This is a genomic window from Bartonella sp. AP72JLCBS (assembly GCF_042195705.1).
In the GTDB taxonomy this organism is placed as follows: Bacteria; Pseudomonadota; Alphaproteobacteria; order Rhizobiales; family Rhizobiaceae; genus Bartonella.
In genome coordinates this window covers 50,662-65,963 of sequence record NZ_JBHIOU010000002.1, presented here as the reverse complement: position 1 = coordinate 65,963, position 15,302 = coordinate 50,662, and the positions used below count along the sequence as shown (strand labels likewise).

Sequence of the window (15,302 nt, the reverse complement as noted above, 5' to 3'; positions counted from 1 at the left end):
CTCGTACCTTAAAAAAATTACGCAATCAATAAGTTATTTACGGTATAAAATAAAATGGTGGGTGATGAGGGGATCGAACCCACGACCCGCTGATTAAGAGTCAGCTGCTCTACCGACTGAGCTAATCACCCATAAGCTTCTCAAAAGACGAGAATGAGCGTTTCTATAACGCTCCTAAGGATAGATGTCCAGATATTTTGTTGTTTGTTATATAAACTCATTGTCTGTAAGGTTAAAAATATGATATTCACCACTTGATCTTATATAAAAATAAACCCATTATAAGAAGCTTTATAAATAAATGTTCTGATTGTTATACAGAACCTATAGTTAGAGGATTATCGAGCATAATGCCCGAGCGAAAATTAGAGGAACCTTCTTGTGGTTGTAAGCGGGATGGGGCATCATTTTGTTTTATCAACAATCACATGTATTCAAGCAATATTGTGCTGTTTTTTTCTTTGAATATAAGTTTTTTACATTCAATGTTCATGATCCAATATACGAATAAAAGCCTATGAATTTTTTTTGTCAATCGCGCGCTTTTAAGCTTCTAAAAGGTAAGGAATGATGGAATGGATCACTGATCCCCATGCGTGGTTTGGTTTGATCACGCTGGTTTTTCTCGAAATTGTTTTAGGAATAGATAACCTTATCTTTATTGCAATTTTAGCTGAAAAATTGCCACTGCATTTGCGTGACCGCGCACGCTTTATAGGTCTTACTTTAGCATTAATTATGCGGCTTTTCCTTCTTACCGTTATTGGATGGGTTATGAGACTCGATAGGGTCATTCTTTCACTTTCATCTTTTGTATTTAGTTGGCATAGCTTTATTTTAATCGGTGGTGGAGCCTTTTTGCTCGCAAAGGGAACGCTAGAATTACATGAAAGGTTAGAAGGAGTATCACATGAAAGAAAAACAGGCGTTGGTTATGCTGTTTTTTGGCAAGTAATCGTCCAAGTCGTGGTGCTGGATGCCGTTTTTTCACTAGACAGTATTATTACCGCAACAGGTATGATTGCAAAAGAGCAGGCAGCAGTTATGTATATCGCAGTCATAGCTGCTATGGGAGTAATGATGTGCGGATCTCGTGCTCTTATGCGTTTTATTAATCGTCATCCCACTATTGTAATCCTTTGTCTTGGTTTTTTGATGATGATTGGTTTTACTCTCATTGTTGAAGGATTTGGTTTTCATATTCCAAAAGGGTATTTGTATGCTGCTATTGGTTTTTCTGTTCTTATCGAAGCTTTTAATCAAATTGGACGTCGTAACCGTGAAAAAATGATTAAAACGAATGATCTACGCAGTAGAACAGCTGATGCTGTTTTGAGACTCTTAGGAGGAGGAAGCAAAGATAGTCACCTTGCTGAGACTGTAGATGTTATTGCTGAACAGGCCGCAGCTTCTGAGTTGTTTAGACCAGAAGAAAAGGAGATGATTCGTGGTGTTCTCGATTTAGCTGATCGCCCTGTTCGCTCTATCATGTCGCCGCGTAATGAAATTGAGTGGTTAGATTTAAATGCTGATGAAAATGAAATGCGTGAAGAATTACAAAAGGTTAAACATAGCCGCTTAATTCTTGCGCGTGAAAAAGTGGATGAATTTGTTGGCGTTGCGTTGACAAAAGATCTTCTTTTGAATTTGGCTGAGGGGAAAAAGATTAATTGGAAAAAAGCTATGCGAGAACCCCTCGTTGTTCATGAAAATACAAGTGTTTTACGATTGATGGAGCAATTACGTCATTCTTCGATTCAGCTTGCAATTATTGTTGATGAGCATGGATCTTTTGAAGGAATTGCAACACCAACCGATATTCTTGAAGCTATTGCAGGAGACTTTCCTGATGACGATGAAGAACTCATGATCGCAGAACAACTTGAAAATGGCAGTCTTCTTGTTGAGGGATATGCTGATATCCGCCGTTTAAGTGGTTATCTTGGGCGTAACCTTGTGGATGAAGCAGATCGTTATACGACTCTGGCAGGCTTTATGCTTTGGCAGTTTGGTCATTTACCAAATGAGGGAGAAAGCTTTGAAACTGATGGTTTACACTTTAAAGTGATTGAAATGGAACGCCGAAACATATCTAAAATCCTTATTTCTCCACTTGTATCACCAGAAAAAAGCTAATTCTTTTTATAAGCAAAATGAATAAAAAGATTTTTTTATGATTAAAAATTGAAACGAATAAGCAGTTGATAACTCAATTGCATTTCATTATTTTTATATTTTTTTTAAGCGTAAAGTAATGACATACAAAAGTTATATTATCAATGAACTTTCCATTATAAAAAATTTTCATTGATGATTGACGAAAAGCTGGAAGAGAGAAAATGGTGCAAAATTATTTGTCAATGGTCATTAATCTCAAAACAATGAATATATACAACATATTGATTTATAATAATTATTTATTACAACATTACCTTCACATCAAGAAAGCCTCTTTCAAACATCAGATTTCCGCCAATGGATAAAACTCCACCTCTCTGGAAAGCTCTTATTAAGAACTTTGTTTTTCTTCCAGATGGTTCATATTTTTTACTACTTTTGCAATGAAAGCGTAGCTGAGTTGCTTAGATTTGACTACTTCTTTGACTAAAGCCAATGCACGTTCAAAATGAATCTGTTGGGTATTTTCATCAAAGCCTAAATGATCCTCTACACTGAAACTTTGATAATAAGATTGTAAGGTTGCAACATCACCCAATAAAGCCAGTGCACCAATATGAAGTAAGCTATAATCAGCATAATCTACCTTGATAACCTTATGTACCTCCAACTTCATTCTTTCGCCAAGATGGTGCTCCATATCTGGAATAAAAGCATTTATGAAGATCAATTTTTTCTATCGCCTATTTCAAGACATAATCCCGCTTAATTCCAACCAATCTGCATATATTCCTTCTTCACAAACTCTCAACCCCTTTTTATAAAAATCAAGTTGTAGATCTTGTAAGTGCTGAGAATTGATAGGGATCAATTACCATACAGGCAGCAGCTAAAATACCAGTACTAATCGAAACTCCAACATCAACTTACTGATAACCTTTGATAATTGCGTCATTATAAAGAATTTGTACTTCACAATCTGGTAGTTGATAACATGCTGAATAATTATCTACCTCTTTAATTTTTTCAACAAACCAATCAAGATTTTTGAAGAACACTGTTGCACTCTCCATGATTAAAAAATTCTTTGCTCTACCTCAAAAGAGGTTGTATCCATATCAAAAGTCAAAAGACAAGCAGATTTTTGCAAACAAAAGTGATAACGCCGTGTAAGAGAAGAATCTTATCAATAAGGTCTTTGGTGATTTCTTTTACAACGTCTAAACGAGATGGAATCTTATTCATAAAAAATACAATAAAGTCAATAGTTTGCATGCAATTATTTTATATGAATCCCATTTAAAATCTACACTTTTATACGTGATTTAATTAACCATTTTTCATAAACAATTACCATGTATGGATAGACCATAAAACGCATGTAAACATTCAAATGAAGTGAACGCAGCTATCATTCATAACAGTTCATAAATTTTATGATACGTTTGTATCACACACAAATCGCATTATTAAAAACGTAATCGTTTGAAATTATCGATAACATAAATTGCATGCGTTTAAAAAACGGTATGGGGTTTACTCTTTTTTTGAGCTAAACCTTAAAAGAAATAATCATTTGAAACTATCATAGAATAGGTTTTAATTCATTAAGGGCACATAAAAGGATTTAAAGACAAGTCGATTTTAAAGCGCCGCTTACTAAAAAGTTAGTCAATAATAAGCAGACATTATATAGATACTATCATCACAACAGGTAATGAAATTGATAATGTTATGTCGTAGAAATCAAAAGATTTTTAATGATATAACGCAGGCAAACAAGCAAAAAACGTTTTAAAAGTTACAGTTTAAAAATACGAAACCAAATGAAGTCCCCTAAAATTTGAGGATACTTATTAAGACAAAGATAAGTAGATAAATTTCAAAAGGATTGCAATCATATTACAAAGGCATGGTGTTTTACTCAATTTTGAGTCAAAAGCGACAATGTTTAAAGAATGCTCTATTCTAAAGTTAACGAACTCGAATTTGAGCTGGTTAATTTTACCAGCCCAAATATAGAGCGGCTTATTTGAAAAGAAGTTATGTTTAAATGCAAAGTGAAAATACGCTTATGAGAACCTCACTAAATGAACGTTTAAACGTTTAGAGACATAAAATGATATCTCTATAAATACGTTTGAAACCTAGATTTATAACAGTTTAAAAGCCTTAGATTTTATAAAAAGCGGTTGTTTATTGTCTTATGAAAAGCTGCTTTTAAAAACCAATGTTCGTAAATGTAAACAACGGGTTTTGTTACAAATATTCACTTAATACGCATTTTCTCTTGATTGTCTTGATATGAACCTACCAAGCGTTGAGACATTTTGATAATGTACTTTGTGTCAAATGACCACTTCAAAAATGCGAGCGTTATTCTTAATACGCTTTATAGCCATACATAAAGTGTTTATAGGTTCTGTAATTCAAATGAGTGATTAAAGATCATATCTGTCATTTACGTTCCTTTTGATCAGTTTTAATCAATAGAATAGAGCGTTTGCAATATGATACGTTTTGTATACATACATTCATTATTGACTTCTTTTGTATGATCTGTAGTACCTCTATTTAAAAGCAGCGTCATATCAATTGGCACAGCTTTCTTTTATGATGCGTTTATAACCATCAAAGAAGCACCCTCCACGTCTGTCATTTATTCTGTTTATCAATCTTGATAACATCATCACTTTCATAAACCTCTCAATTTATGGGAACCGAATATAAATCGCTATGTCTTTTTATTCTTGCATTGCCATATACATTACTTCTAATCACGATATAATCAGGAGATCTTGGCATTGCCATAAACAGAGCCGTAGACCTTAGTATGACACCCCACGCTAGCATTGCCGTAAACCTTGCCTATAACAACCGCATGATCATAAACCGCGGCATTGCTATGAATACGTGCACTACCGGATAATTTTGCATTCCCATAAACCCGCGCTTAATGATAAACTCAAACGTTATAAGAAAGATGAGCATTGTCATAAACATGAACACCAAAATACACATGGGTTTTATCACATATAAGGGTATTGCCATACACATAGCCACCAATGGCAGCATTGCCATAGCCCCTTATATTTTCATAAACACAACCAGATTTTACAACACAGACATTATCAGCAACCCAGCAATTACCATCATGAGAGAGATTGCTTTCATTTTCAATAAAAGCCATCCAGATCGCTTTTTTTACATCACCAAAATCGTTTAAAGCACGAATGCGATAATATATATATATATTACCAGTCACGAAATCCATTTGATTGATCTATTCATATTTTGGATGGTTTTTTCTGATTAACAGGAGCGGTTTCATTTGCAATGAAAGAAATAACGGAGGTGTTTTTTGATATAGTTATCATAATTAAACCTGTATGTTTTTAAAAGTTTTGAACAGACATTAAGCCAGCTCCAAACCAAATGTTTGTTGCATCAAGCGCTCTGTTCAAACTAATAATAACATATTCATTACCTAGTAGTAGAATACCAACTTCTACACCTGCATAAAGCGAAGCAATAATCCGCCCATATGGCTATGCTGTATGACTATAATAGAACCCAAAACCATCATTGCTACACTCGCAACACCAGCAGCAAAACGGATCAAAAGGACTAAGTGTTAACGCCATGAAAATAATTAAGTGCACTCATTACTATAGCTGCACAAGATAGTATGCGAGGAGCAAGAGATATAATCCCAATTACTGCCAAACGTAAAGAACATACTCCCAACTAAATAACCACCATAATTAGTGTTCGGTATATAAGAAAGTTGATTAAAGCTAAATAATCCTTCATCCAACATAACTGGCAGTATTGGTGTATAGAGAAATCACCAGATACCCATATCAAAACCATATCGAATACAGCATTTTGAAACAATTCAAATCTTGACGGTTGTTTTTTCCCCCTTATTATTCCTTTAACTGGTGATATTCCTCATCCGCGTTCCATATCACCATAACAGCCTTTAACTCCAAAAATAGAATAAAAGCAAATTTAGCTATCTATTTTAATGCTCAAAACAATATATTTAGTGATCTACTATCAACATCGCCAGATCAGTTGTACAATAACATATTGAATTAAATGTACTTTTTAAATGTTTATAGTTAAATTGAAAGCATATTTAGATAACCTTGCTTTTTTATCTCGATATTCAAAATGACTAACCGAAAAATTATATACGCAGCCGTAAATTTTACTTCTCTTAAAATCATTTGCTTATTCGCTGCAAAACTTAATAAACAACTCAAATAACCATTTTCATAAAAGAGGAAATTGGCTTCTTTTTAGGTAATCTTGTTATTTAGGATGATATGAAGTTGAAGAATTTGGTGCACCCGACAGAATTCGAATCTGTGACCTCTGCCTTCGGAGGGCAGCGCTCTATCCAGCTGAGCTACGGGTGCTTCACACTGATTATTAAAATCAGTTATGGTCTTTTAACTAATCATACTCTTAGCTTCAATGCTAAATTATCATTCTAATAAAAAAATTACTCGTTTGTAATTTATCTAACGACGCATTCCTTTTACTTTTTAATGATACTTTACCTTGAAATAACTTCTCTTTATTCAATGCTCTTTTTATTATAAAAAGAGCTTTTATTACAACTTCAAAACTCTCAAAAATAAGTTACAACATAAATTATAAGTATCAGGATAATTTTTAAATGGCTACATTACCAAGTCGCTTTCATTTTATTTCCGCAGAAACTGAGGAGGCTATCAAAGCTACCCATAAATTAATTTCCGTTTATGGTCATTCTTCTCTGGAAGAAACTGATATTGTTGTTGCAATCGGTGGTGATGGGACAATGTTACAAACCGTACGAGATGTCATGAACACAGGCAAACCTATTTATGGTATGAATCAAGGTTCTGTAGGATTTCTTATGAATGAATTTCATGAAAAAAAATTGCCCAATCGTATTGCTGCCGCACATAAAAAAGAAATCCATCCCCTGCGCATGATTGCAAAATCTGAATGTCAAGATTCTATCGAGGCGCTTGCAATTAATGAAGTATCCCTCTTTCGGCAATCTTATCAAGCGGCAAAAATTCGCATCACCATTGATAACAACGTACGCATGGAACAATTAAGTTGTGATGGTGTCCTCGTCGCTACACCAGCTGGATCAACCGCCTATAATTTATCAGCACAAGGACCTATCTTACCTCTTATGGCTCCCCTTATGGCCCTCACTCCCGTTAGCCCTTTTCGCCCTCGGCGTTGGCATGGAGCTTTGCTTCCCGATACAGTAACAGTGCGCTTTGATATGCTTGAACCTGACAAACGCCCTGTAAACGCTGCTGCAGATAATATTGAAGTTAAATCTGTTCATTCAGTTACTATTTCAATGGCAACAGAAGTAACAGCTTCAATCCTTTTTGACTCAAATCATTCATGGGATGAGCGCATTTTATCAGAACAATTTCGCTATTAATGATTGTATTATGCGTTTTATATGTATATGATTGTTATAGTTAGTTTTTTTTGTGAAAACATCTTAACACTTTTAAAGAGTGTAGAATATTGGTTATAATCATCATTAGATAGCGCAGTTAAAATCACAGAGCAGTTGATAAAAAAATGATACCATCTTTAAACAGTTTTGATGATTTAGGTCTTTCCGCAAAGGTTATTAATGCGGTGAAATCAGCGGGGTATACAGCTCCGACACCTATTCAAAGTGAAACAATTCCGCATGTCCTTCAAAGAAAAGACGTTTTAGGAATCGCCCAAACGGGAACAGGTAAAACCGCCTCTTTCGTATTGCCTATGCTCACTCTCCTTGAAAAAGGTCGTGCAAGAGCACGAATGCCCCGTACGCTTATCTTAGAACCAACAAGAGAAATTGCAGCTCAAGTTGAAGAAAATTTCGATAAATACGGCATAAATCATCGTTTAAATGTTGCTCTTTTGATTGGTGGCGTTTCTTTTGAACTCCAAGATCGCAAACTTGAACGGGGAGCTGATGTTCTTATAGCAACACCAGGGCGCCTTCTTGATCATTGCGAGCGCGGTAAACTGCTCCTGATGGGCGTTGAAATCCTTGTGATTGATGAAGCTGATCGCATGTTGGATATGGGCTTTATTCCTGATATTGAACGCATCTGTAAACTAACCCCTTTTACGCGTCAAACTTTGTTCTTTTCTGCAACAATGGCGCCAGAAATTACAAAGCTAACGAAACAATTTTTACATTCTCCTGTATCTGTTGAAGTTACAAAAGCTTCCTCAACAGCTACCACAATTACACAACGGCTTGTCAAATCTGGAAATAAATCATGGGATAAAAGAGCGGTTTTACGAGAGCTTATCCAAAATGAAGGTGCAGAGCTTCAAAATGCAATCATTTTCTGTAATCGAAAGAGAGATATCTCTGAACTTTTTAGATCGCTTATCAAACATAACTTTAATGTAGGGGCACTTCATGGAGATATGGACCAATATTCGCGCATGAACACCCTAGCTGATTTTAAAAATAATAAACTTACACTTCTTGTTGCTTCTGATGTTGCTGCCCGTGGACTCGATATTCCAGCTGTAAGTCATGTATTTAACTATGATGTTCCTACACATGCTGAAGACTATATCCATCGAATTGGTCGTACAGGGCGTGCAAATCGTAGCGGAAAAGCCTTTACAATCGTTACAAAAGCTGATCAAAAATATATCAATGCCATCGAGGAAATGAGTAATGAAAAAATTGAATGGCTCAATGGAGATCTCTCAACTTTAATAGCCGATGATCAAACAGAAGATATTGTTGTAAAGAAAAAATCTTCAAAACCATCAAAGAAAACTGCTCCAAAAGAGACTGTTGCTCACACTAAAAAATCTGTAGAAGAGAATAAAACAGAATATATCAAAAATGCAAATAATAAGGAGAAGCCATCTGAGCAACAACGCTCACGAAAAAATAAGAATTACACACCTATTGGATTTGGTGATGATATTCCTGCTTTCATGCTTATAAAAACGTGTAAATAAACCCGTTCTCTACTCTCTTTTAGAGTGAAATGAACGAAATACTTTTAAAAAATCCGCTCTTATTTCCTAGAGAGCCTTTCCGTTACCTTTTCACGCCCTAAAAGCTGCAAAATTTTTCCCATTTCAGGTCCATGATCCATGCCCGTAAGTGCCTGACGTAATGGCATAAATAAAGCTTTTCCTTTTCGACCTGTTTTTTCTTTTAATGCTGTTGTCCAAATTTTCCAACTTTCCTCATTCAAAGCACCTTCAGGTAAGAAATCGAGTGATTGGTGCACAAAAGCACGATCCTCTAGTGCTACTGTATCAAAATTCTGTTCATCATGAATGATTTTCCACCAAAAAACAGCATCATTGACTTTATTAATATTGCTTCTTATCGCGTTCCAGAAATATTCCGCCTTATCTCCCTCAATAGAAAGTTTTTTAAGGCGCATTTTTACTTCCTCATAGGTTAACTCATGGACAAGATGACTATTCAAAGCAAGAAGATCAGCAATATCAAATTTTGCAACGGATCTTGACGTATCTTGGAGATTAAAATGCTCTAAAAGCGCAGCTTGATTGGGATAGGGATGCACATTTTGCGATGTCCCAATCAAAACGGCAAGGCATTGAACAGCTATAGATTCAAATCCTTCTTCCCGTAGAGAACGAATAGAAAGATCATTATTACGTTTTGAAAATCCTTTTCCTAAAACTGTCGCCAATAAATTGGTATGAGCAAAAACCGGTAATTCTGCATTAAGAGCTTTAAAAAGAGCAATTTGAGCGCCTGTATTTGTAATATGATCATCCCCACGAATAATATGCGTAATAGCCATATCTACATCATCAACAATAGACGGCAATGTATAAAGATAGGTTCCATCTTCACGAATAAGAACAGGATCTGAAAGAGAAGCTAAATCAATCGTCTGCTTTCCCTTTATTGCATCATTCCAGCAAACTTCTGTTCGCTTTGTGTGTAAAGGATCACTTTCAAAATTAGGAAGAAGAAAACGCCAATGGGGTTTACGACCTTGTGATTCAAAGTTTTTTCTCTCTTCTGTTGTCAACTTCAATGCTGCACGGTCATAAACAGGAGGCAATTTGCGTGAAAGCTGGATTTTACGACGCCGCTCTAATTCCTCTGTTGTCTCATAACAAGGATAAAGAAGGCCACGTTGTTTGAGAATTTCTGCCACTTCATCATATCGATTAAATCGCTTGGATTGGTAATAAATTGCATCTGGTTGAATACCAAGCCATTCAAGGTCAACAGCAATAGCATCGATATATTCTTGTTTAGAACGTTCAATATCTGTATCATCATAGCGTAAAATAAATTCTCCCTTATACGCTTGCGCATAAAGCCAGTTGAAAAGCGCAATACGGATATTGCCAATATGAATATAACCTGTTGGAGAGGGAGCAAAACGAACTTTAACCATAAAATAATACTCAATTTTTATCGCGAAAATGATTGACTATAGGATAGCGACGATCGCGTCCGAAATTTTTGTAACTGATTTTTACACCAGGCGCAGATTGACGCCTTTTATATTCGGCACCATAAAGAAGCTGTTCAACTTTCGCAACAGTTTCTCGTGAATGTCCACGTTTAACAATATCACAAATACTCATGTCATTTTCTACAAGATATTGTAATATATCATCTAAAATAGGATAAGGCGGAAGAGAATCTTCATCTTTTTGATTTTCCCGCAGCTCTGCAGAGGGTGCTTTTTCTATAATATTGGATGGAATGATCATTCCTTCTGGTCCTCTCAAATTGTGCAAGTGATTTTTATTGCGCCACTCCGCTAATGCATAAACCTGCATTTTATAAATATCTTTAAGAGGATTAAACCCGCCATTCATATCCCCATACAGTGTTGCATATCCCACAGCCATTTCTGACTTATTGCCTGTCGTTACCACCATTGAGCCGAATTTATTTGAAAGCGCCATTAAAAGTGTACCGCGTATACGACTTTGAAGATTTTCCTCTGTGACGTCAGAGGGTAACCCTGAAAAAACAGGTGCCATTGTCTTTAAAAAAGCCTCAACAGGTTGTGCAATCGGTATGATTTCATAACGACATCCCAAAAGATCAGCACATTCTTTGGCATCTTTTAATGATTCTTGCGAAGTATAATGATAGGGCATCATAATGGTGCGAACCCTCTCAGCACCAAGAGCATCCACCGCCATTGCCGTACACAGGGCTGAATCAATTCCTCCTGAAAGACCAAGAATAACATCCTTAAAGCCGTTTTTATTAACGTAATCTTTCAACCCCAAAACACAAGCTTGATAATCAGCCGCTAATCCATTGAGAAGACTTTCATTAGGACCTGAAATACAGTGCCATCCCGTCGTTGTTTTTTGCCAATGGCTTAAAGCAATATGGCTATCAAAGTGTTTCATTTGAAATATCTTTTTGCCTTGTCCATTCAAGGCAAAAGACCCACCATCAAAAACGAGCTCATCTTGACCACCTACTTGATTAGCGTAGATAATTGGCACTCCAGATTGTAGAGCCTGTGTATGAACAACGTCTATACGTTTTAATGTTTTATTACGATAATAAGGAGATCCGTTAAGGACAAGAATAATTTCCGCTCCTTTATCTTTAAGCTCTGTACTAAGAGAGGAATCATTCCAAAGATCCTCACAAATGACTATTCCTAATTTAATTCCATGATAGACAATAGGCTGAGGACGTGGACCTGAAGAAAATAAACGCTTTTCATCAAATTCAGCATAATTAGGTAAATCAAACTTCAAACATTCGGCAATGACTCTCCCTTCATCAAGAACCATGACAGCGTTGTAAATATTACCATTGCGCCTTAATGGAAGACCAATGACAATTCCTGGTCCGCCTACGGTTATCTTTGCTAATTTCTCAACAGTCTCTTCACATGTTTTTGTAAAAGCAGGTTTTAGAACAAGATCTTCCGGCGGATAAGCACTTATAAAAAGTTCCGTGAATAAAACAAGATCAGCCCCCTCTTCTTTGGCCTTTTGATGCGCCATGACAGCTAAAGAAAAATTCCCCTCAATATCACCGACAATAGGATTTAATTGGGCAATTGATACCCGAAAATCATTTTTCATAAGCCTTTGTATCATTTCATCAGTTTAGCAACCACAACTTTATTCTTCATCATCGGAAACATCATTTTTTAAAATTCTTTTCTGCCATAATGACCTAAAAATATTAGGCAAATTTTTGCCTACCCCCCAGCAGCAATTGCTAACGAGTCAGTCACGCGATTTTTTTTAAGGAGTTCAGCAACAAGAAAAGCCAATTCTAACGCTTGATCTGCATTTAACCGTGGATCACATTGCGTATGATAACGATCAGATAAATCGTCCACAGAAATGGCGTGCGCCCCTCCTGTACATTCAGTAACATCACGACCTGTCATCTCAATATGAATGCCTCCTGGATAAGTTCCCTCTCCACGATGCACTGCAAAAAAATTCTCTACTTCTTTTAAAACATAATCAAAAGGACGCGTCTTATAACCATTGGCAGTAATTGTATTGCCATGCATTGGATCACATGACCATATAACCGCACGCCTCTCGCGCTCAACGGCACGGATGAGTTTAGGCAGATAACTTTCAACTTTATCATAACCAAAGCGCGTAATGAGAGTAAGCCGCCCCAACTCGTTTTCAGGATTTAAAATATCAATTAATTTTAAAAGCTCATCAGGCTCAATGGAAGGACCACATTTTAATCCTATAGGATTCTTAATGCCGCGACAATATTCAACGTGAGCATGGTCAATCTGACGCGTACGGTCACCAATCCATAACATATGACCAGATGTTGCATACCAATTTCCTGAAGTTGAATCAATCCGAGTCAAAGCCTCTTCATAACCAAGCAACAGTGCTTCATGACTGGTATAAAAAGATGTTTCACGCAATGAAGAATGTGTTTTGGATGTAATCCCTATAGAACGCATAAAATCAATTGCTTCAGAAATACGCTCTGCCAATAATTCATAACGTTCTCCCTGCGGACTGTTAGAAACAAAACTCAACATCCATGTGTGAACATTTTCTAAATTAGCATAGCCACCTTGTGAAAAAGCACGCAATAGATTAAGTGTTGCCGCAGATTGGCGATAAGCCATAGACATCCGTTGCGGATCTGGAATACGAGAACCGGCTTCAAATTCAATGCCATTAATAATATCCCCACGATAAGCAGGAAATTCAACTCCCTCTTTTCTTTCAATATCAGAAGAGCGAGGCTTTGCAAATTGACCAGCAATACGACCAATTTTAACAACCGGTTTAGAACTACCAAAGGTCAAAACAATCGCCATTTGCAAAAATACACGAAAAAAATCACGAATATTATCAGCTTCATGTTCTGCAAAGCTTTCGGCACAATCACCACCTTGCAATAAAAAAGCTTGGCCTTTCGCAACGGCTGCTAATTCATTTTTTAAATCACGTGCTTCACCGGCAAAAACTAAAGGAGGATACCTTCTCAGTTTTCGCTCAACATCTTCTAACATAGACTTATCCGGATAAGTCGGAACTTGTTTAATTGGCCTTGTTCTCCAAGTGTCAGGCGCCCATTCTTTTATCATTACACTCTCTCTAAAGATTAATCTTACAGATTAGCATATCAAAAGCTTTTTACCGCAATATATGCTGTTTAACTTTATATTTTCTTCCCATTTTCATATATATAACTTGGTTTATACATCGTTACCAATTCTTCTGCCATCGTTGGATGCACTGCCATCGTCTCATCAAAGATATCCTTCGTCAGCTTACCCTTGAGAGATATCCCTATAAGCTGAGCCATCTCACCAGCATTTTCCCCTAAAATATGAGCGCCCACAACAATACGGCTTTCACCATCAACAATGAGTTTCATAAGCATTTTCTCTGAACTACCAGAAAGAATATTACGCATAGGACGAAAAACTGTACGATAAATTTCAAGACGCTTATAACGCTTTACCGCCTCCTCTTCTGAAAGACCAACCGTTCCAATCTCTGGCTGTGAAAAAACTGCTGTTGTAATTAAATCATAATCAGGTGTTGTTGGAATATTTTCAAATGCTGTCTTAACAAAACACATTGCATCATGAATCGCAACGGGTGTTAATTGAATATGACCTGTTACATCACCAACAGCCCAAATATGGGGGATATTTGTTGTCATTTTCTCATCAACAACAACTGCACCAAATTCATTCACCTTAACACCTGCCCGCTCAAGTCTTAAACCCGTTGTATTTGGTACACGCCCCGTAGCCAACATAATCTGATCGGCTCTGATTATTTTCCCATTTGATAAAACAACTTCATAACAATTTTCTGCAGCCTGCACTTTAGAAATTGTTATGCCATAGAGAATAGAAATCCCTTTTTCAATCATTGCATCGCTGAGCAATTGCCGCAAATCATGATCAAAATTACGAAGGATTAAATCACCACGATGAAGGAGTGTTGTTTTTACACCTAATTCATGAAAAATATTAGCAAATTCAACACCAATATACCCTCCACCAACAATCACTATTGATTTTGGGAGTTGATCAAGGTCAAAAATCTCATTAGAAGTAAGGCAAAATTCACCGCCTTCTATGGACGTATTTGGTGCAAGTTTTGCCCCTGTTGCAATCAAAATTTTTTCTGCACTTACCCGCTCACCCGTGGCAGAAAGCTCTAATGTGTGATCATCTATAAAAGTAGCACGACTTTCATAAATATGCACATTGTTATTTTCTAATCCCTTACGATACAACCCTTCTAACCTTGATATTTCTTTATTTTTAGCTGCAACCAACTTTTCCCAGCTAAAAATTGGATCCGCATATTCCCACCCAAAACCAACACTTTTCTTAAATTCTTTTACATATTGTGATGCATAAACATAAAGTTTTTTGGGAACGCAACCACGAATAACACAAGTGCCCCCTATACGATATTCCTCTGCTATAGCGACCCGCTTGCCAAGACCTCCAGCAAGCCGTGCTGCACGCACTCCACCAGAACCACTTCCAATAACAAATAAATCAAAGTCAAAAGAGCCCACGAATTATTCCTTCTTATACATCTGCAAGAGTAGGCTAAGATCTTTTATTATCAAATGAAAGTCTTTTTTTCTTTTGAAGAAGCCTTTTTTATAAAGCAGTATTCTA

The 15,302-nt window shown here is 36.4% G+C and carries 10 protein-coding genes and 2 tRNA genes; 3 read left to right on the top strand and 9 right to left on the bottom strand.

Annotation, left to right across the window (positions count from 1 at the left end):
* Window positions 1-55 precede the first annotated feature (55 nt).
* Window positions 56-131 (bottom strand) — tRNA-Lys (locus ACFILO_RS01535).
* Window positions 132-567: 436 nt separating this feature from the next.
* Between ACFILO_RS01535 and ACFILO_RS01530 the strand changes: the two genes are divergently transcribed.
* Window positions 568-2,136: a TerC family protein gene (locus ACFILO_RS01530; RefSeq protein ID WP_375677734.1), complete on the top strand. Its 1,569-nt coding sequence runs from the start codon at window positions 568-570 to the stop codon at window positions 2,134-2,136.
* 373 nt (window positions 2,137-2,509) lie between these two features.
* Here the strand turns inward: ACFILO_RS01530 and ACFILO_RS01525 are convergent, their stop codons facing one another.
* The 4 genes from ACFILO_RS01525 to ACFILO_RS01510 all read right to left on the bottom strand — a co-directional run bounded on the left by ACFILO_RS01525 (window position 2,510) and on the right by ACFILO_RS01510 (window position 6,545).
* A complete protein-coding gene (locus tag ACFILO_RS01525; protein WP_375677733.1) occupies window positions 2,510-2,794 on the bottom strand; it encodes a DUF6990 domain-containing protein in 285 nt (94 codons plus the stop codon).
* A gap of 2,289 nt (window positions 2,795-5,083) precedes the next feature.
* On the bottom strand, window positions 5,084-5,383 hold the full coding sequence (locus tag ACFILO_RS01520) for a hypothetical protein (RefSeq protein WP_375677732.1): 300 nt from the start codon (window positions 5,381-5,383) through the stop codon (window positions 5,084-5,086).
* Window positions 5,384-5,770: 387 nt separating this feature from the next.
* Window positions 5,771-5,938: a hypothetical protein gene (locus ACFILO_RS01515; protein WP_375613483.1), complete on the bottom strand. Its 168-nt coding sequence runs from the start codon at window positions 5,936-5,938 to the stop codon at window positions 5,771-5,773.
* 530 nt (window positions 5,939-6,468) lie between these two features.
* Window positions 6,469-6,545 (bottom strand) — tRNA-Arg (locus tag ACFILO_RS01510).
* A gap of 263 nt (window positions 6,546-6,808) precedes the next feature.
* On the opposite strand from ACFILO_RS01510, the gene ACFILO_RS01505 reads away from it, so the two are divergent.
* Together ACFILO_RS01505 and ACFILO_RS01500 are read left to right on the top strand one after the other, a co-directional pair.
* Window positions 6,809-7,582, top strand: coding sequence for an NAD kinase (locus ACFILO_RS01505; protein WP_375612145.1), 774 nt, complete (start codon window positions 6,809-6,811; stop codon window positions 7,580-7,582).
* Window positions 7,583-7,728: 146 nt separating this feature from the next.
* Window positions 7,729-9,132 (top strand): DEAD/DEAH box helicase, encoded by a 1,404-nt coding sequence (locus ACFILO_RS01500; protein WP_375620798.1) that lies wholly within the window; start codon window positions 7,729-7,731, stop codon window positions 9,130-9,132.
* 59 nt (window positions 9,133-9,191) lie between these two features.
* Here the strand turns inward: ACFILO_RS01500 and gltX are convergent, their stop codons facing one another.
* From gltX to gor, 4 genes are all read right to left on the bottom strand, one after another.
* Window positions 9,192-10,565, bottom strand: a complete 1,374-nt coding sequence (gene gltX / locus ACFILO_RS01495) for a glutamate--tRNA ligase (RefSeq protein WP_273790689.1) — start codon at window positions 10,563-10,565, stop codon at window positions 9,192-9,194.
* 10 nt (window positions 10,566-10,575) lie between these two features.
* Complete coding sequence (locus tag ACFILO_RS01490; protein ID WP_375638425.1) at window positions 10,576-12,237, bottom strand: NAD+ synthase; 1,662 nt, start codon at window positions 12,235-12,237, stop codon at window positions 10,576-10,578.
* Window positions 12,238-12,356: 119 nt separating this feature from the next.
* Window positions 12,357-13,736: a class II 3-deoxy-7-phosphoheptulonate synthase gene (locus ACFILO_RS01485; RefSeq protein WP_375653083.1), complete on the bottom strand. Its 1,380-nt coding sequence runs from the start codon at window positions 13,734-13,736 to the stop codon at window positions 12,357-12,359.
* Window positions 13,737-13,810: 74 nt separating this feature from the next.
* Window positions 13,811-15,196: a glutathione-disulfide reductase gene (gor, locus tag ACFILO_RS01480; protein ID WP_375677731.1), complete on the bottom strand. Its 1,386-nt coding sequence runs from the start codon at window positions 15,194-15,196 to the stop codon at window positions 13,811-13,813.
* Between the last annotated feature and the right edge of the window lie 106 nt (window positions 15,197-15,302).

Excerpts from the sequence above, each read along its gene's own strand:
- ACFILO_RS01530 (WP_375677734.1), top strand. The coding sequence starts at position 568 with ATGATGGAATGGATCACTGATCCCCATGCGTGGTTTGGTTTGATCACG.
- ACFILO_RS01525 (WP_375677733.1), bottom strand. The coding sequence starts at position 2,794 with ATGAAGTTGGAGGTACATAAGGTTATCAAGGTAGATTATGCTGATTAT.
- ACFILO_RS01515 (WP_375613483.1), bottom strand. The coding sequence starts at position 5,938 with ATGTTGGATGAAGGATTATTTAGCTTTAATCAACTTTCTTATATACCG.
- ACFILO_RS01505 (WP_375612145.1), top strand. The coding sequence starts at position 6,809 with ATGGCTACATTACCAAGTCGCTTTCATTTTATTTCCGCAGAAACTGAG.
- ACFILO_RS01500 (WP_375620798.1), top strand. The coding sequence starts at position 7,729 with ATGATACCATCTTTAAACAGTTTTGATGATTTAGGTCTTTCCGCAAAG.
- gltX (WP_273790689.1), bottom strand. The coding sequence starts at position 10,565 with ATGGTTAAAGTTCGTTTTGCTCCCTCTCCAACAGGTTATATTCATATT.
- ACFILO_RS01490 (WP_375638425.1), bottom strand. The coding sequence starts at position 12,237 with ATGAAAAATGATTTTCGGGTATCAATTGCCCAATTAAATCCTATTGTC.
- ACFILO_RS01485 (WP_375653083.1), bottom strand. The coding sequence starts at position 13,736 with ATGATAAAAGAATGGGCGCCTGACACTTGGAGAACAAGGCCAATTAAA.